Here is a 17,761-nt window from a genome sequence, read left to right on the forward strand (position 1 = left end):
CCGGCACGGTTGCAACTGGTTTGCCGCGATCCGTGCACTGGGAAGACGCGCAGCGGCGGGGCATCGGATGCCGGTGGTGAAAATGCTCCCTTTTCATGTTCGCGGACAACCGATTGCGGCGCAACAGGACATGCATTACCCTGCGCCGCAATCAAACTGGAGAGGTTCCTAAGTGAAAGGCTAGCGGACGATCCGCAGGCCCGAGACGCCGCCGTCCACCGCGAGGCTGGTGCCGGTGAGGGACTTGTTCGCGGGGTCGGCGAGGTAGACGATCGCGGCCGCGACCTCCTCGGGGGTGACGAGGCGACCGGTGGGCTGGCGCTGCTCGAGGCGGGCGCGTTCGGCGGCCGGGTCCTCGGCCTGCTCGAGGAGGCGCTGCACCCACGGGGTGTCGGCGGTGCCGGGGCTGACGCAGTTGACGCGGATGCCTTCGGCCACATGGTCGGCGGCCATGGCGAGGGTGAGCGAGTGGACCGCGCCCTTCGACGCCGAGTAGAGCGCGCGCTTGACGAGCCCGGTGGTCGCGGCGATCGACGTGGTGTTCACGATCGCGGGGGCCGCGGACTCGCGCAGGTGCGGCAGGCACGCGCGGGAGAGGCGGACCATGCCGAGCAGGTTCACGTCGAGGACGCGGAACCACTGCTTGTCGGAGTTCTCCTCGACGGTGCCGACCGCGCCGATCCCGGCGTTGTTGACGACGATGTCGATGCCCCCGAACTGCTCCTTCGCGGCGGCGACGGCGAGGCGGACCTGGTTGTCGTCCGCTATGTCGCACTTGCGGGACCAGTGCCGCTCGCTCAGGTTGAGGTCGAGCACGGCGACGTTGGCGCCGCGGGCGGCGAAGGCGTCGGCAGCGGCGGCGCCGATGCCCGAGGCGCCTCCGGAGACCACGACGGTGAGGCCTGCGAAACCGGTCATCAGTTGCTTCTCCATTCGGGACCGTGCGGGTAGGAGTACCGGACCAGGCTGTCGCGCTTCATCTCCGCGGAGAAACCCGGTGCGGCGGGGGCCTGGTAGCGGCCGCCTTCGATCACTGTAGGGGCGGTGAAGTGCTCGTGGAGGTGGTCGACGTACTCGATCACGCGGTCCTCCATGGTCGCGCTCACCGAGGTGTAGTCGAACATGGAGAGGTGGCAGACGAGCTCGCAGAGGCCGACGCCGCCCGCGTGCGGGCAGACCGGCACCCCGAACTTCTTCGCCAGCAAGAGGATCGCCAGGTTCTCGTTGACGCCCGCGACGCGCGCGGCGTCCAGCTGCAGGAAGTCGATCGCGCCGGCCTGCAGGAGCTGCTTGAACACGATCCGGTTCTGGACGTGCTCGCCGGTGGCGACCTTGACGGGGGCCAGGCGCCTGCGGATCGCGGCGTGGCCGAGCACGTCGTCGGGGCTCGTGGGCTCCTCGATCCACCACGGGTCGAACTCGGCGAGGGCCTTCGTCCACTCGACTGCCTGGTCGACGTCCCAGCGCTGGTTGGCGTCGATCGCGATGCGGATGCCCGGCCCGACGGCGGAGCGCGCGGCGGCGAAGCGGCGGCGGTCGTCCTCGAGGTCGGCGCCGACCTTGAGCTTGATCTGCGTGTAGCCCGCCGCGACGGCCTCGCGGGCGAGGCGCACGACCTTCTCGTCGTCGTACCCGAGCCAGCCGGGCGAGGTCGTGTAGGCGGGGTAGCCGTCGCGCTCGATCTCGGCGATCCGCTCGGTCTTGCCCGCCTCGGCCTCGCGCAGGATCCTAAGGGCCTCTTCAGGAGTGAGAGCATCGGAGAGGTACCGCCAGTCGATGCAGCCGACGACCTCTTCGGGGGTGAGCTGCGAGAGGTACTTCCACAGCGGCAGCCCGGCGCGGCGGGCGGCGAGGTCCCAGGCGGCGTTGACGAGTGCGGCGGCCGCGAGGTGCATGACGCCCTTCTCGGGGCCGAGCCAGCGGATCTGCGAGTCGTGCGTGAGCCGCTTGTACAGCTCGCCCAGCGCCGCCGGACCGTCCACATCGGTCCCGATCACGTAGTCCGCGAGCGTCTCGATGGCGGCGCAGCAGATGTCGTTGCCGCGCCCGATGGTGAAGGTGAACCCGTGCCCCTCGCGGCCGTCGTCGGCGTGGAGCACGACGTAGGCCGCGGAGTAGTCCGGGTCGGGGTTCATCGCATCGGAGCCGTCGAGGCTGCGCGAGGTCGGGAAGCGGACGTCGATGACGTCCACTGCGGTGATAATGCTCAGTGTTCACTCCAGTTCGGGGAAAGGCGAGCGAAGCGAGCCGGATGGGCGGGGCGACGGGTGCGGGTCACGCTTGGACCGTCGGGTTCGAGGTGTGCCCCAGGCCGTCGATGCCGACCTCGACCGTGTCGCCGGCCTTGAGGTAGGGGAAGCGGCCGGAGAGCGCGACGCCCTCGGGAGTGCCGGTGAGCAGCAGGTCGCCCGGGTCGAAGGCCATGAACTGGGACATGTGGTGGATGATGCGCGCCACGGAGAAGATCATGTCCTTGGTGTTCGAGTCCTGGCGGATCTCGCCGTTCACCTTGGACCACATGCGCAGTCCCTGCACGTCCGCGATCTCGTCGGGGGTGACGAGGTACGGGCCGAGCGGCGTGAAGGTGGGGCAGGCCTTGCCCTTGGAGAACTGGCCGCCGGAGCGCTCGATCTGGAACTCGCGCTCGGAGAGGTCGTTGGCGACGAGGAAGCCGGCGATGCAGTCGAGCACGGCCTCCTCGGACTCCAGATAGGACGCCCGCTTCTTGAAGACGACGCCGAGCTCCACCTCCCAGTCGGTGCGGGTCGACGCGCGGGGGATCTCGACATCGTCGTTCGGGCCGACGATCGTGTTGGGGTGCTTGTAGAACACCACGGGCTCGGCGGGCGGCTCGGCGCCGGACTCGGCGCAGTGCGCGGCGTAGTTCATGCCGATGCACACGATCGCGGAGGGCTTGGCGATCGGCGGGGCGATGCGCTGGCCCGCGATGTCGATCTCGGGGAAGCCCGCGGTGGTGGCGATGCCGCCGCGCTGGAGGAACTCGCCGTCGATGTCGCCGATCGGACCCGAGAGGTCGTAGTACTTGCCGTCCGCGAGTGCCACGGGGGTCTCGAAGCCGGGCCGGCCGATGCGCAGGTACTTCATTGCTCTCCTAGCTGGTAGGTCCGGGCGGCGGTGCCGCCGAAGACGTCGGGGTCGGGGCGGCCGAGGATCTCGGTGAGGGCGTCTTTGACGCGGGTGTAGGTCGAGGCGAGTTCGCAGACGGGCCAGTCGGAGCCGAACATGAGACGGTCGGGGCCGAACAGCTCGAGGGCGGTCTGGACGAAGGGCCGCAGGTCGGCGGGGGTCCAGTGCCGCCAGTCGGCTTCGGTGACGAGGCCGGAGAGCTTCGCGGTCACGTTGGGCCGCTTGGCGAGCGGCGTGACCGCTTCGCGCCAGGCCTTGAGGCCCGGTTCGCCGTCCCGGACCTGGGGCTTGCCGAGGTGGTCGAGGACGAACACGAGCTCGGGCACGGCGGCGGCGGCCTTCGCGGCGGCCGGGAGCTGGTCGACGCGCACGATCAGGTCGTAGGTCGGCACGGTGCCCGCGATGGACTTGAGGGCCGCGATGGCCTCGGGCCGGGCCAGGAAGTCCGCTTCGGGGCGGCCCTGGACCTGGTCGCGCAGACCCACGAGATACCGCGCGCGGGGGTGGTTCGCGTAGCGCGCCAGCGTGTTCGCCAGTTGCGGGTCGAGGAGGTCGATGAAGCCGACGACCCCGGCGATCTCGTCCACGGCCCCGGCGAGGTGCAGGAACTCGACGGTCTCGGACGGGTGGCCCCAGTCGGCCTCGACCAGGACCGTCTTGTCGACCCCGGCGGCCTTCAGGTTGGCGCGGAGGTCCTCCACGCCGTAGTCGCGGCGGATCGGCTCGAGCTCGGGTTCGCTGGCGAGCCAAGGGTAGTCGGCGGTCCAGAGGTGGTGGTGCGCGTCGATCACAGGCGGAGCGGTCATGACGGGACGGGAGCCTCCTCGGCCAGCAGCCCGGCGCTCTTGAGGTCGTGCCACAGCGCGCCGGGGATGGGGTGGGCGTACATGGCGAGGGCGTCGTCGACCTCGGCGGGGGTGCGCGCGCCGACGAGGATCGACGCGACGGCAGGGTGGGCGGCGGGGAACTGCAGCGCGGCCGCCCGCAGAGGCGTGTCGTACCGCTCACAGATCGCGGCGATGGCCTGCGCTCGGGCGAGGAGTTGTCGGTCCGCCTCCGCATAGTTGAAGTGCGCTCCGGGCTTGGGGTCCGCGAGGATGCCGGAGTTGAAGACGCCGGCGGCGATCACGGAGACGCCGCGCGCGAGGCAGAGGGGGTAGAGCCGGTCCAGGGCGGACTGGTCGAGGAGCGTGTAGCGGCCCGCGATGAGGGCCACGTCGAAGTCGGCGCTCGCGAGCATGTCGGCGGCGGCCTCGGTCGAGTTCATGCCGACGCCGATGGCGCCGATGCGCCCGGCGGCCTTGAGTTCGGCGAGGGCCCGGTGGGTCCCGGCGAGGGCGTCGGCCTGATGGTCGTCGGCGTCGTGGATGAGGCCGATCTCGACGCGGTCGCTGCCGAGGCGTTCGAGGCTGCCGTGGTAGGCCTCGTGCGCGCCGCGGTAGGAGAAGTCGAAAACGGCGGCCTTGCCGTTGGGCTCGCCCCAGATGTCCCAGGGGCCTTCGTGGTCGACGAGGACGCGGCCCATCTTGGTGGACAGGGCGTACTCGCCGCGCGGCCGGTCGGCGAGCGCGCCCCCGAGCCGCTCTTCGGAGAGCCCGGCGCCGTAGTGCGGGGCGGTGTCGAAGTGCCGGATGCCGCCCTCCCAGGCGGCGTCGACCGTGGCGGCCGCGACGGCCGGATCGACCGGCTCGAAGAGTCCGGCGAGCGGCGCGCAGCCGAGCCCGACCGCGGTCACGGACACGTCGGTGTCGCCGAGGGTGCGAGAGGGGAGTGGTTGCCGGTCTCCGACCACGGGGGCCTCCAATGGGAGCAAAAGGGGCGCTGCGGCAGCCCGAATCGAGCTAGCCGCGCCGTCGCGACATTATCCTATAGGATTGTGCGCATGACGGCTACATCAGCGACCCCGCAGAAGCGCACGCTCGCGGACGAGGCCTACACCGAGCTGAAGTCCCGGATCATGCGCTCGGCCCTGGTCCCGGGGGCGAAGCTGAGCATCGACGGCCTGGCGAAGCAGCTCGCGTTCTCGCAGACGCCGATTCGGGAGGCCCTGGCGCGCCTGGAGTCCGAAGGACTGCTGGCGCGGCGCCCGCTGAGCGGCTACACCGTCGAGCCGCTGCTCTCCGCCGCCGAGTTCGACGACCTCTTCGAGATCCGGATGATGCTCGAGCCGAGGGCGGCGAGAAGGGCGGCCGAGCGAGGCGCCCGCGACCTCGCGGGGGCCCGAACGGCGACCGTGTTCGCGGAGTCGGGCCGGGCCGGTGCAGGGTCCCCGGGCACCGCCTCGATCGAGGGACTCACTGCGGCCCAGGCGGATGTGCTGCTCGCCTGCGCGCGCACGCCCGACGCCGGGGCCGACAAGCTCGTCTTCACCGAGGCCGACGCGCGCTTCCACAACTCCGTCGCCGAACTGAGCGGCAGCGCCCAGCTCGCCAAGGCCATCCGCCGCCTCGACGCGCACCTCCACCTCCACCGCGCGTACATCGAGCCCGAATCGATCGGGGAGACCGAGGTGGAGCACCTCGCGGTCGCGGACGCTATCATTACTCAGCAACCGCTTGCCGCAGAGGAGGCCATGCGCCGCCACCTCGAACGCTCCCGAATCCGGCACCGCGCCGCCTTCGAAGCGGCCCGCACCACCCAGCCGACCTCGAAACCCAGGCGCGCCAAGGCGACCCGATGAACCATGCAAAGGCCACCGGCCCGCTCCACCCGGAAGCAGAGGTGCGACCGCCATGCCCCGCGTAGGACTGTTCATCACCTGCGTCAACGACGCCCTCTTCCCCGAGACCCCCAAAGCCGTCGTCGCCGTCCTCGAACGCCTCGGCTACGAGGTCGACTTCCCCGCCGCCCAGACCTGCTGCGGCCAGATGCACGCCAACTCCGGCTACAAAGACGACGCGGCCCGGCTCGCCCGCTCCTTCGAGCGGGTCTTCGAGCCCTACGACGCCGTCGTCACCCCGTCCGGCTCCTGCGCCGCCATGACCCGCGACCAGTACCCCCACCTCACCGGCAGCACCATCGGCCGGCGTGTCTACGAGCTCTCCGAGTTCCTCATCGACGTCGCCCGCGTCGAAGACGTCGGCGCCCGCTTCCCCCACACCGTCACCTACCACCCCACCTGCCACGGCACCCGCGCACTCGGCCTGGGCGACAAGCCCCTCCGGCTCCTGCGCGCCGTCCGCGACATCGACCTCGTCGACCTCCCCGCCGCCGACCAGTGCTGCGGCTTCGGCGGCACCTTCGCCCTGAAGAACAGCGAGGTCTCCTCCGCGATGCTCGCCGACAAATGCCGCCACGCCGCAGACACCGGCGCCGAATACCTCGCGGCCGCCGACAACTCCTGCCTCACCCACATCGGCGGCGGCATCTCGCGATCGGGCGGCCCCCGCCCGATCCACTACGCCGAGATCCTCGCGAGCGCCGCATGAGCACGGACGCCCGCATCGTCCCGGCCGCCTCCCTCATCCCGGCCGACGCACCGTTCCCCAAGGCCGCCAAGGTCGCCCTCGGCATGCCGCAGCTGCGCAAGAACCTCGCCCACGCCACCGGCACCATCCGCGCCAAGCGCGCCAACGTCGCCGGGGAGCTCGACGACTGGGAGCGGCTGCGCGACACCGCGTCCGCCATCAAGGCCGACGTGCAGCACCGCCTCCCCGAACTCGCGATCGAGTTCGAGCGCAACGCGACCGCCGCCGGCGCCACCGTCCACTGGGCGCGGGACGCCCAGGAGGCCAACGAGATCGCCGCCCGGATCGTGCGCGAGGCGGGTGCCGACGAGGTCGTCAAGGTCAAGTCCATGGCCACCCAGGAGATCGAGCTCAACGAGCACTTCGAGGCCCACGGCCTCAAGGCCTTCGAGACCGACCTGGCCGAGCTCATCGTGCAGCTCGCCGAGGACAAGCCGAGCCACATCCTCGTGCCCGCGATCCACTACAACCGCACCCAGATCCGGGACATCTTCACCCAGAGCATGGGCGATGCGCCGAGCGGGCTCACCGATGAGCCTGCGGCGCTGGCAGAAGCCGCGCGGCTGCACCTGCGGCGGCGGTTCCTGTCGGCGAAGGTCGCGGTGTCGGGCGCGAACTTCGCGGTGGCCGAGACCGGTTCGCTGGTCGTGGTCGAGTCGGAGGGCAACGGCCGCATGTGCCTCACGATGCCCGAGACGCTCATCAGCATCGTAGGGCTGGAGAAGCTACTGCCGCGCTTCGGCGACCTCGAGGTCTTCATGCAGCTGCTGCCCCGATCATCCACTGGGGAGCGAATGAACCCGTACACCTCGGTGTGGACGGGGTCCCGCGAGGGTGACGGGCCGCGGGACGTGCACGTGATCCTGCTCGACAACGGCCGCACCGGCGTCCTCGCCGACGAGGTGGGCCGCCAGGCGCTCTCGTGCATCCGCTGCTCGGCCTGCCTGAACGTGTGCCCGGTGTACGAGCGGACGGGCGGGCACGCGTACGGCCACGTCTACCCGGGGCCGATCGGCGCGATCCTCGCGCCGCAGCTCGAGCCGGGCCGCCACGACGACCTGCCGTACGCCTCGAGCCTGTGCGGGGCCTGCTACGAGGTCTGCCCGGTCAAGATCAACATCCCCGAAGTGCTGGTCCACCTGCGCCAGCAGGGTCCGCACGAGGCGGGGGAGAAGGCCGCCATGGGCGCGGCGAAGGCCGTCATGGCCAGGCCGCGGCTCTGGCGGGCCGCCCTCAAAGCGGCGAGGTTCGGCTCGATGCCATGGCGCCGCAAGGGGTTCCTGCGGCGCCTGCCGTGGCCGGGCAGCCGGTGGACGGTGAGCCGGGACCTGCCGGTGCCGCCGAAGGAGGACTTCCGGGACTGGTGGAAGGAGCGGCAGCGATGAGCGGCGCGCGCGAGGAGATCCTGGCGCGGATGCGCCGCGCGCTGGAAGGCGCGGGCGAGGCGCCGGTGCCGCCGCGTGAGTACCGCCGCGCTTTGGATGCGGGCGTTGACATCACGGCGATGCTCATCGACCGGCTCGTGGACTACAAGGCGAACGTGCATCACGGCCTGGCGTCGATCCCCGCGGCGCTCGCGGGTGCGAAGCGCGTCGTGGTGCCCGCGGACCTGCCCGCGGAGTGGCGGCTCGGCGGGGCCGAGTTCGTCGCGGACGAGGGCCTTTCGACGGCGGACCTCGACGGGATGGACGCGGTGCTGACCGGTTGCGCGGCGGCCGTGGCGGTCTCGGGCACGATCATGCTCGACACCGGTGCGGCCCAGGGCAGGCGGGCGATCACGCTGGTGCCGGACCACCATGTGGTGGTCGTGCGCGCCGAGCAGATCGTGGGGCATCTGGCCGAGGCGCTGCCGATGCTCGACCGGACGGCCCCGCAGACGTGGATCTCGGGTCCGTCGGCGACGAGTGACATCGAGCTGCAGCGCGTCGAAGGCGTGCACGGGCCGCGCCGTCTCAAGGTCGTGCTCCTCTGATCCGGCCTGGTCGGCCACCCTCTGCTCATACGGGGCGAGCGCCCCGTAGTGGTCGCACCCGGTCATAATCGCCGTCATGCTCCTCACGAGACCCGGTGTGCTGCTGGGCAATCGCTACCTCCTCCATCAACGGATCGGCTCGGGCGGCATGGGGGAGGTGTGGCGCGCTGACGACACGATGCTGCGCCGGCCCGTCGCCCTGAAGGTCCTGCACCCCTCCCTCTCGGACGACGAGGGTTTCCGGCGGCGCTTCGTCGAAGAGGCCCGCACGGTGGCGGCCCTGCGGGCGCGCGGCGTGGTCGAGATCTACGACATCCGCGCCGAGCGGGACGAGAGCGGCGAGGTCATGACCTACCTGGTCATGCAGTTCCTGGAGGGGCGCTCGCTGCACGAGGTCGTCGACCGGCAGGCGCCGCTGCCCGCGCAGCGCGTGCTGCCGCTCCTCGCGCAGATTGCCGACGCGCTCGAAGCGGCGCACTCGGCGGGGATCGTGCACCGGGACATCAAGCCCGCCAACATCATGGTCGACGGCAAGGGCCTGCCGACGATCCTCGACTTCGGCATCGCGCTGCGGCGCGACCAGACCGCGCTGACCGCCACGGGCACGGTGCTGGGCACCGTCGGGTACGCCTCGCCCGAGCAGCTGCGCGGCGAGGAGCTGACCGGGGCCTCGGACCTGTACTCGCTCGGGGTCATCGCGTACGAGTGCCTCAGCGGCGCGATCCCGTTCGACCGGGACTCGCCCGCGGCCGTGATCACCGGGCACCTGCACGAGTCGCCGCCGCCGCTGCCGCCGAGCGTGCCGCAGGCGGCGGCCGAGCTGGTGGACTGGGCGATGGCGAAGGACCCGGCGGACCGCCCGGCCTCGGCGGGAATGTTCGCGCGGGAGTGCAGGGTCGCGGTGGCCCAGGCGAGGACGGTCGCCCGCGAACCCGATCGGACCACAGTGGACCTTTTGGTGTCTTCGTCGCCGCCGCCGCGCCCGACCGCGGCGATGCCGCCGGGCGCCATGCCGCCCGCGGCCGGGCACGGCGCCGCTGATGCGGAGCGGCCCAGGCGGAAACGCGGCCGCGGCGTGCTGCTCGGCCTCGCGGCGGTGGTCGCCGCCGTCGGCCTGACCATCGGCGTCATGCAGTTCCTCGACGAGGACGAACCGGACGGCCGCAGCGCCGGTGAAGACCCGAGCGGCGGGCCGACGTCAGCTGACGCGACGGACACCGATGCGTCGACCGAGACGACCTCTCCGGAGGAGGCGGGCGAACCCGAGGTGCCCGCCGCGTCGATCCTCGTGAACGCCGAGTCGGGCGACTGCCTCATCGGCTACTTCGACACGCCGCCGCCGAGCGCGCGGATGGACCCGTGCGACGGTGACGGGATCGACGAGTTCGCCATCGCCGACAGCGGCGACGGCGTCCGCTTCGAGCACACGTACGAGGTCTCCGCCGGCGAGGACGCCACCATGTGCGTCGTCTGGGACGGCGAGTTCATGAACTTCAGCGAGAGCTGCGACGGCCCGGTCTTCGAATTCGAGTACCTGCGCACCGACGAGGCCGAGGAGGCGGACTTCTGGAAGGTGCGCGCCGTGGGCGGCGGGAACTACTGCCTCGACGTGTCCGACGAGCCGGTCACCCCCGAGGGCGCTTACGCGCCGGTCCTCAACCCGTGCGCGGAAGGCGACACGGGTCAGCAGTGGCGGACCGCCGCCCTCTGAGGGCAGGCGCCCGGCTAGCGGCGGTTGCGGCGCACGCGCTCGCGGCCGAGGAGCCAGAGCGCCTGGACCCCGTCGGTCCAGGTGATCTTCTTGCCCTCTTCGCGGCTGCGCGCGGTGTAGGAGATCGGCACCTCGTAGGGGCGGATGCCGCGTTTGAGGAGCTTCGCGGTCAGCTCGGCCTCCATGCCGAAGCCGCCGGAGCGGATGTTCAAGTCCAGGTACATCTGGCGCGGGAGCAGCTTGTAGCAGGTCTCCAGGTCCGAGATGTAGGAGTTGAAGAGGATGTTCGCGGCGAGGGTGATGCCCTTGTTGCCCATGACGTACCAGAACGAGTACGCCGAGTGGGAGCCGAACGAGCGCGACCCGTACACGACCTCGGCCTTGCCGTCGAGGACCGGGGTGAGGAGCCGGGGCAGGTCGGCGGCGTCGTACTCGCCGTCCGCGTCGAAGACGACGACGTGGTCGCCGTGCGCGGACTTGGCGGCCGTGCGGATCGCCGCGCCCTTGCCCCTGTTGCGGTCGTGGCGGATCAACCGCACCCGTGGATTGTCCTCAAAGGTCTGCAGGACCTCCCAGGAGCGATCGCGGGAGCCGTCGTCGACGGCAACGATCTCGGTCTCGCAGGGGAACTCCACTGCGAGCAGCTCTTTCAGCGTTCCGGCAGCGAGGCGTTCCTCGTTGAAGACCGGAACGAGAATCGACAACAGCATTGCTGCTCCATCCCCGCGGATCGAACAAGATTGCACAACCATAACGCGCTCATGCCAGGACGGCATCGGCCGGACGGGTCGTGTTGAACGCAGGGTGTTGAATGTACTGGTGCTGCTCGTCCTGTGGCTCCTGCTCCTGCTTCCGGCGCTCGCCTACGCCGTCCGCCCCGGCGACGGGGCCGTCCTCGCCCCCGCCCGGCTCGCCGTCGTGCGGGCATCGGTCCTGTTGGGGGCGTATGCGATCGGCGTCGTCGAGGTCGCCTCCGCGTTCACCGCGCTCACCGCGCCCACGGTCCTCACCGCGTGGCTCGCCGCGACCGCCGCGGTGGTCGCGGCCGTGCTCGTGCGCTCCGTGCGAGACGTGACCCCCGATGACGGCGGCGGGCCGCTCGCGCGCTTCACCGGCCGCGGCCAGCCCCTCGACGCCCTCCGCGAGGAGCTCCGCTCCCGCCGCGGCGCCACCCGTCGCACCTGGCGGCGCACCAAGTCCGCCGCCGCGGCCGCCCCCGCCTGGCAGTGGGCGCTCGGGTGCGTCATCGCGATCCTCGCGATCAGCGTCGCCGTGCTCGCGATCGCATCGTCGCCCAACAACTTCGACTCCCAGACCTACCACCTGCCGCGCATCGAGCACTGGGTCCAGAACGCCAGCGTCGCCGTCTACCCCACGGACATCCACCGGCAGGTCGACATCGGGCCCGGCTCCGAGTACCTCCTCGCCCACCTGCGGCTCCTCTCCGGCGGCGACGCCGCGTACAACCTCCTGCAGTTCCTCGCCGGGATCGGCGCGGCACTCGCCGCCTCCCGGATCGCCGCGCAGCTCGGCGGCGGCCCCGTCGCCCAGCTCGCCACCGTCTTCCTCCTCGCCACCACCCCCGAGATCCTGCTCCAGGCCTCCAGCACCCAGGTCGACCTCGTCGCCGCCGCCTGGGTCGCGTGCCTCGCCACGATCGTCCTCGACGAGTTCACCCGGCCCGGGGACGCGAACGCGCTCCTGCGGATCACCGCGCCCCGCTCCGACGCGCTCTACCTCGGGCTCGCGCTCGGGCTCATCGCCGTCACCAAGAGCACCGGGCTCCTCGCCGCCGCGCCGCTCCTGCTCGTGTGGGGCGTGGGGCGGCTCGTGCGCGACGGCCACCGCCGCCGCCCCTGCCTGTGCGGCCGCAGCCCCCGGCGGTGCTCCCGCGCCGACGCCTCGCGCGCCGCGACCGCCCGCACCGCCACCGTCGCCGCGTCCCTCGCCATCCTCGCCATCGCCCTGATCCTCGTGGGGCCCTTCCTGCTCCGCATGCACCAGGCCTTCGGGCACCCGCTCGGCCCCGACGTGCTGCGCGAATCCATCGGCGTCCAGACCGCCGACCCGCGCCTCCTCCTCGTCAACGGCCTGCGCATTGCCCAGACCAACCTCGACACGCCCCTGTTCTTCCTCTCCGACGCGTTCGCCGCCGCGGTCAACGGCCTCGCGAACCTCATGGGCGTCGACCCCAACGACCCCCGCATCACCTTCGGCTCCACCCGGTTCCCGGTGCCCGCCTGGTACCCGGACGAGGACCGCGCCGCGTTCCCCGTCACCGGCGTCGCCGCCCTCGCCGGGCTCGTCTGGTTCGCGGTCAAAGGCCCCCGCCTGCGCCGCGCCTACGCCGCCGTCCTCGCCGTCGCCTTCATCGGCGTCGCCTGCACCGTCTCGTGGCAGCCCTGGGTGAACCGGCTCGTCGTCTTCCTCGTCGTCCTCGGCGCGCCCGCCGCGGGCCTCCTCGCCGCCGGGATCGCGAAAGGGTTCGTCAAGACCGCCCGCGAACGGGGCCGCCGCCGCGCCGCGTGCGTCCTCGTCACCGTGATCGCCGTCGTCGCCTCCCTCGCCGGCGTCCTCACCGTCGCATACGGCTACCCGCGGCGCCTCGCCGGGACCTGGGGCGTCTTCAGCGTCACCGACATCGAAGAGCGGTTCATGCGCCGCCGCGAATGGATGCCGCAATATGAGGAGGCCGCCGCGGCCGTCGCCGAGACCGACCCCGACCGCGTCGGCCTCGTCCAGGGCAACGACTCGTGGGAGTACCCGTGGTGGATCCTCCTCCCGGCCGACACCGAGATCTTCGCCCTCCAGTCGATCGTCCCCGGCCAGACCCCGCCCGACCCCGCGACCATGGACGCCATCGTCTGCGCCGAAGACCTCGACGAATGCCGGATGCTCGTCCCCGACGGCTGGGAGTACCACGAACTCGGCACCGTCGCGTACGCGATCCCGCCCGCCGGATCGTGAACACGACACACACCGGCGGACCGGCTGACCTGCCTAGACGGGCTGTCCGTAGGCTGGGGCCATGCTGCTTAGCGACCGCGACATCCTCGATGCCGTCAAGAACGACCGCCTCGGCATCCAGCCGTTCGACGACGAGCTCGTGCAGCCCTCCAGCATCGACGTCCGCCTCGACCGGCGCTTCCGGGTCTTCAACAACCAGAAGTACACCCACATCGACCCGTCGAAGCAGCAGGACGACCTCACCTCCGCCGTCGAGGTCGCCGACGACGAGTCCTTCGTCCTCCACCCCGGCGAATTCGTGCTCGCCTCCACCCTCGAGGTCATCACCCTCCCCGCCGACCTCGCCGCCCGCCTCGAAGGCAAGTCGAGCCTCGGCCGCCTCGGCCTGCTCACCCACTCCACCGCCGGCTTCATCGACCCCGGCTTCTCCGGGCACGTCACCCTCGAGCTCTCCAACGTCGCCAATCTGCCCATCACCCTGTGGCCGGGGATGAAGATCGGGCAGCTGTGCGTCTTCCGGCTCACCAGCCCCGCGGAGAACCCGTACGGCGCCGGGGCGAACTTCTCCCGCTACCAGGACCAGCGCGGCCCGACTCCGTCGAAGTCGTGGATGCACTGGCGCACTTGGCCCACCTAGGCCGACATGTCCGAAGTCAGGGTGCTTGCTACCTCCCCGTTGGCAGTTTCTCGGCCGAAACGCCAGAATTAGGGGCGCTATCAGGCTTACGCTGCGGTTATGGACATATCGCAGAGCTTCCAGAACATGTTGGACACAGTGGTCGCGTTCCTGCCGCGGGCACTGGCGTTCCTGGCGATCCTCATCATCGGTTGGTTTGTCAGCCTTTGGGTCGGCAAGCTGATCGGGAAACTGCTCCACAAGGTCGGCCTCGACAAGGCCGGCGAGAAATCCGGTCTGCGTCGTTTCACCGGCAGATTCGAACTGAGCGAGCTGCTCGGCAAGATCATCTACTACATGCTGCTGCTGTTCACGCTGCAGCTGGCGTTCGGCGCGTTCGGGAACAACCCGGTCTCGACGCTGCTCAACCAGCTCGTCGGCTGGCTGCCGCAGCTGTTCGTCGCGCTCGTCATCATCGTGGTGGCCTTCGCGATCGCCAACGCGGTGCACGGCATCGTCAGCGGCACCCTGAGCGGGACGAGCTACGGGAACATCGTCGCCCGCATCTGCCAGGTCGCGATCATCTTCTTCGGCGCGGTCGCCGCGTTCGGCCAGGTCGGGATCGCCACGACCGTGACCACGCCGATCCTGTGGACCGTGCTCGCCATGATCGCGGGCGTCGTCATCGTCGGCGTCGGCGGCGGGCTCGTCGGCCCGATGCGCGCGCGCTGGGAGCGGATGCTCGACACCGCCGAGGACGAGGCGGCGAAGATGCAGACGAGCGGCGGCGACATGCCCGGCGACACGACGTCGCCGATGTCGAAGAAGTACCGCTCCGAGCGGTACGGGTCGGCCGCCGACACCCAGGCCCCGGCGGCGGGCGCCATGGGCGAGGCGGGCGAGATGGGCGGCGCGATGCCCGAGGGAGCGCGGCCGCGCGGGACGAGCGCGGGCGCGGGCCTCGAGACCGAGCGCCCGATGCCGCCGAACGAGCCTTAGGAGCCGCACCGGGAGGCGATGTGTCTGGCCTCCCGTGGCGTTTCCGCAAGCGCGGCAAGGTGAGGCGCCGCGAATCGGGGTCCCCGGCGGGGGAGGCCCCGGCGGGCACTGCTCGACACGCCGGCCGCACTCCGGAGACGGGGTGCGGCCGGCCCGCGTCCCCGGCGTGATCCGCCACTTGCGCCGTGTGCAAAAGTGGGCTTTTGCTCCCTGCTCACGGGTGTACGCGCGAGTAGCCTCATCGAGGTGGAGATGAATGCCGATAGCCGAGGCGGTTCGAAGCGCCGCCGCGAGATCCTCGACGTGGCCGTCCGACTGCTCGCCAAGCACGGGTACCACGGCGTATCGATGGACGACATCGGCGCGGCCGCCTCCATCACCGGGCCCGCGCTGTACCACCACTTCAAGGGCGGCAAGGAGCAAATGCTCGCCGACGCCCTCATCCCCGTCTCGGAACGGCTCCTGGCGGGCGGGCGCCACTGGGCGTCGCTGCACTCGGAGGACCCGCAGGCCGCGCTCGAGGCGCTGGTGGACTTCCACCTCGAGGTCGTCATCGACTCGCCCGAGATCGTCATCCTCCACCTGCACGAGCTCGACCGGCTCCCCGAGGAGCCGCGCCGCCAGGTGCGCAAGCTCCAGCGCGTCTACGTCGAGGAGTGGGTGGGCGTGCTGTGCCGGCTGCGCCCCGGGCTCCAGCCCGAACAGGCGCGCGTCCTCGCCCACGGCGCCTTCGGCCTCATGAACTCCACCCCGTACCTCTCCCTCGGCGAAGAGGTCAGCGCCGACGAAACCGCGGCCCTCCTCCGAGCAGCGGCCCTCCGGGCCCTCGACCCCGGCTAGGGCGGATCCTCCGCTCCCGCGCGACCCGTGCGCCTGCCTGCCCGGGCGCGTTGGGCGGGTATACCGACCTCCTTTCGTGTTGGCGGTCGTCCCGCATTGCGGGAATGGGGGTTAGCATGGGCTGATGGGCCGCAACGGGTCGCGGTCCGGGGAGGCGGAGCATGCACCAGCCCGATCGGGTCTCGCTGCGCGAGGTGGCCCCTCGCGACGGCCTGCAGAACGAGCCGCCCGTGCCGACCGCCGACAAGATTCGGCTGATCGACGCGCTGTCGCGCACGGGCCTGTCGCGCATCGAGGCGGTCAGCTTCGTCAGCCCGAAGGCCGTGCCGCAGATGGCCGACGCCGCCGAGGTGTGGAAGGCCGTCGAGAAGCACTCCGGCATCCGCTACAGCGCCCTCGCCCCCAACCGCCGCGGCGTGGAGCGCGCCCTCGAGGCCGGGTTCACCGCAGTCGAGGTGGTCGTCTCGGCTTCGGAGACCCACAACCGCGCCAACATCGGGCGCAGCGTGGCCGAATCGCTCGCCGAGCTGCCCGACATCTGCGGCCTGGCGCGCGAGCACCTCGCCTCGGTCGAGGTCATCATCGCCACGAGCTTCGGCTGCCCCTTCGAAGGCGACATCGCGCCCGCGAAGGTCGCCCGGATCGTGGAGGCGGCCGAGGCCGCGGGGGCCGGTCGAGTCGCGTTCGGCGACACCACCGGCATGGGGACCCCTCGCCGTGTCACTGAACTGCTCGACGCGGTCGACACCGCGCTGCCGATGCTCATGCACTTCCACGACACCCGGGGGACCGCCCTGGCCAACCTCCTCACTGCGCTCGATCGCGGCGTCGTGGAGTTCGACGCCAGCGTGGGCGGAATCGGCGGATGCCCGTTCGCTCCGGGCGCCTCCGGCAATGTGGCGACCGAGGAAGTGGTCCACATGCTCCACGACATGGGCGTGGAGACCGGTGTGGACCTCGAAGCCCTCATCCGCACTGCCGAACTCGCCCAGGAGATCGTGGGCCGGCCGCTCGAGTCCGGCGTCCTTCGCGCCGGGCCCAGGACAAGGTTGACGCCGAAACCTTAAGCAGACCTGAAGCCGCCTGAAGACGGCTTCAGGAAGGCGCGCACGGGCATAGCGAAGGCCCCGGGGTCTCGAACCTCCCCGGGGCCTTCATCCGGACACCGCCACAGGACGGCCGGTGCCCGCGTGCCGGGTAAAACCTCCGAATACCCGGACGACCTCATCGTGACATCGAAATCCCAGAGTTCCCATGGAACTCAGACGAATCTCACGTCACATTTCTCTTACTCGTCGGAATCATCAGGGACATATTCCGCGAACTTCCACGCCGCCAGCACCGCCGCCACCACCACGAGACCGAACACGCCCCGCCAGCCGTACAGCGGCACCGCGAACAGCGCCCCCACACCCGCCGCGATGCCCGTCAGCAGTGCCGCCGCCGACAGGGCGATCGACCCCGAGCCGTCCCCGACCTCCGCGGCCGACACCACCCGGCCCGACAGCGCCACCGCGAACCCGGCGGCGATGCCGAACGCCCCGGCCGCGCCGATCGCGAACCCGAACCCCGGCGACAGCGCCACAGCGAGCGCGCCGAGTGCCAACGCCCCCAACGCGATCGCCCCGGTGTACCGGGCACGGCCGAGCGTCCCGGTGCGCCGGGTCGCGTTCGCCGCCACGACGAAACCGATCGCGAAGGCCCCCAACGGCCACAGCCGCGTCCCCGGCGAAGCATGGAACTCGGCGGCGATGTCGATGACCAGGAACGCGGTCACCGCCGCGGCCGCGAAGGCCACGGCCTGCCCGTACGCCGCCCACAGCGCCGGCGCCCAGCGGAGCGGGCCGCGGCGCTTCGGCGCGGCGGCCCTCGGCGTCGGAATCTGAGTCGGTGCGGTCATGGGAACGACGCTACGAGCGCGTCCGCGTCCGCGCCCCGGTCGCCCGACTGGGATCGGCGACTGGGAACCGAACCCGGTAAGCGCGAGCGTTCGACCAGGTGGCGGCCGCCCCAGTCGACCCCAGTCGAATGACAGATGCGAG

At 71.2% G+C, this 17,761-nt stretch carries 17 protein-coding genes; 10 read left to right on the plus strand and 7 right to left on the minus strand.

The window, feature by feature from the left end; all coding sequences use genetic code 11:
- Positions 1-180: 180 nt before the first annotated feature.
- The 5 genes from J5V16_RS17455 to J5V16_RS17475 form a co-directional block, all read right to left on the minus strand.
- Complete coding sequence (locus J5V16_RS17455; RefSeq protein WP_208497794.1) at positions 181-918, minus strand: SDR family NAD(P)-dependent oxidoreductase; 738 nt, start codon at positions 916-918, stop codon at positions 181-183.
- On the minus strand, positions 918-2,192 hold the full coding sequence (locus J5V16_RS17460; protein WP_307793004.1) for an enolase C-terminal domain-like protein: 1,275 nt from the start codon (positions 2,190-2,192) through the stop codon (positions 918-920). The genes J5V16_RS17455 and J5V16_RS17460 overlap by 1 nt, the downstream gene beginning before the upstream one ends.
- 82 nt (positions 2,193-2,274) lie before the next feature.
- The gene (locus tag J5V16_RS17465; RefSeq protein ID WP_208497795.1) at positions 2,275-3,105 is read right to left on the minus strand and encodes a fumarylacetoacetate hydrolase family protein; all 831 of its coding nucleotides are present in this window, start codon (positions 3,103-3,105) and stop codon (positions 2,275-2,277) included.
- Positions 3,102-3,953 carry an amidohydrolase family protein gene (locus J5V16_RS17470; RefSeq protein WP_208497796.1) on the minus strand — a complete coding sequence of 284 codons (852 nt, stop codon included), beginning with the start codon at positions 3,951-3,953 and terminating at the stop codon, positions 3,102-3,104. The genes J5V16_RS17465 and J5V16_RS17470 overlap by 4 nt, the downstream gene beginning before the upstream one ends.
- Positions 3,950-4,939: an aldo/keto reductase gene (locus tag J5V16_RS17475; RefSeq protein WP_208497797.1), complete on the minus strand. Its 990-nt coding sequence runs from the start codon at positions 4,937-4,939 to the stop codon at positions 3,950-3,952. The genes J5V16_RS17470 and J5V16_RS17475 overlap by 4 nt, the downstream gene beginning before the upstream one ends.
- A gap of 90 nt (positions 4,940-5,029) precedes the next feature.
- On the opposite strand from J5V16_RS17475, the gene J5V16_RS17480 reads away from it, so the two are divergent.
- From J5V16_RS17480 to J5V16_RS17500, 5 genes are all read left to right on the plus strand, one after another.
- Positions 5,030-5,827: a GntR family transcriptional regulator gene (locus J5V16_RS17480; RefSeq protein ID WP_208497798.1), complete on the plus strand. Its 798-nt coding sequence runs from the start codon at positions 5,030-5,032 to the stop codon at positions 5,825-5,827.
- Between the two features lie 52 nt (positions 5,828-5,879).
- The gene (locus J5V16_RS17485; RefSeq protein WP_208497799.1) at positions 5,880-6,575 is read left to right on the plus strand and encodes a (Fe-S)-binding protein; all 696 of its coding nucleotides are present in this window, start codon (positions 5,880-5,882) and stop codon (positions 6,573-6,575) included.
- Positions 6,572-7,999 carry a lactate utilization protein B gene (locus J5V16_RS17490; protein ID WP_208497800.1) on the plus strand — a complete coding sequence of 476 codons (1,428 nt, stop codon included), beginning with the start codon at positions 6,572-6,574 and terminating at the stop codon, positions 7,997-7,999. The genes J5V16_RS17485 and J5V16_RS17490 overlap by 4 nt, the downstream gene beginning before the upstream one ends.
- Positions 7,996-8,586, plus strand: coding sequence for a LutC/YkgG family protein (locus tag J5V16_RS17495; RefSeq protein ID WP_208497801.1), 591 nt, complete (start codon positions 7,996-7,998; stop codon positions 8,584-8,586). The genes J5V16_RS17490 and J5V16_RS17495 overlap by 4 nt, the downstream gene beginning before the upstream one ends.
- Before the next feature lie 76 nt (positions 8,587-8,662).
- Positions 8,663-10,297, plus strand: a complete 1,635-nt coding sequence (locus J5V16_RS17500) for a serine/threonine-protein kinase (protein ID WP_208497802.1) — start codon at positions 8,663-8,665, stop codon at positions 10,295-10,297.
- Between the two features lie 14 nt (positions 10,298-10,311).
- On the opposite strand, the gene J5V16_RS17505 is transcribed toward J5V16_RS17500, so the two are convergent.
- Entirely contained in the window at positions 10,312-11,007 is a 696-nt protein-coding gene (locus J5V16_RS17505; protein WP_208497803.1) for a glycosyltransferase family 2 protein, read from the minus strand.
- 94 nt (positions 11,008-11,101) lie between these two features.
- On the opposite strand from J5V16_RS17505, the gene J5V16_RS17510 reads away from it, so the two are divergent.
- The 5 genes from J5V16_RS17510 (at position 11,102) to J5V16_RS17530 (ending at position 16,786) form a co-directional block, all read left to right on the plus strand.
- Positions 11,102-13,264, plus strand: a complete 2,163-nt coding sequence (locus J5V16_RS17510) for a hypothetical protein (protein WP_208497804.1) — start codon at positions 11,102-11,104, stop codon at positions 13,262-13,264.
- A gap of 61 nt (positions 13,265-13,325) precedes the next feature.
- Positions 13,326-13,901, plus strand: coding sequence for a dCTP deaminase (gene dcd, locus J5V16_RS17515; protein ID WP_208497805.1), 576 nt, complete (start codon positions 13,326-13,328; stop codon positions 13,899-13,901).
- A 99-nt stretch (positions 13,902-14,000) separates the two neighbouring features.
- The gene (locus J5V16_RS17520; protein ID WP_208497806.1) at positions 14,001-14,879 is read left to right on the plus strand and encodes a mechanosensitive ion channel family protein; all 879 of its coding nucleotides are present in this window, start codon (positions 14,001-14,003) and stop codon (positions 14,877-14,879) included.
- Between the two features lie 252 nt (positions 14,880-15,131).
- Complete coding sequence (locus J5V16_RS17525) at positions 15,132-15,719, plus strand: TetR/AcrR family transcriptional regulator (protein ID WP_208498005.1); 588 nt, start codon at positions 15,132-15,134, stop codon at positions 15,717-15,719.
- Positions 15,720-15,880: 161 nt separating this feature from the next.
- The gene (locus tag J5V16_RS17530) at positions 15,881-16,786 is read left to right on the plus strand and encodes a hydroxymethylglutaryl-CoA lyase (RefSeq protein WP_208497807.1); all 906 of its coding nucleotides are present in this window, start codon (positions 15,881-15,883) and stop codon (positions 16,784-16,786) included.
- 221 nt (positions 16,787-17,007) lie between these two features.
- On the opposite strand, the gene J5V16_RS17535 is transcribed toward J5V16_RS17530, so the two are convergent.
- Positions 17,008-17,619, minus strand: coding sequence for a hypothetical protein (locus tag J5V16_RS17535; protein ID WP_208497808.1), 612 nt, complete (start codon positions 17,617-17,619; stop codon positions 17,008-17,010).
- Between the last annotated feature and the right edge of the window lie 142 nt (positions 17,620-17,761).

The organism is Glycomyces niveus (assembly GCF_017592475.1).
GTDB lineage: Bacteria > Actinomycetota > Actinomycetes > Mycobacteriales > Micromonosporaceae > Glycomyces > Glycomyces niveus.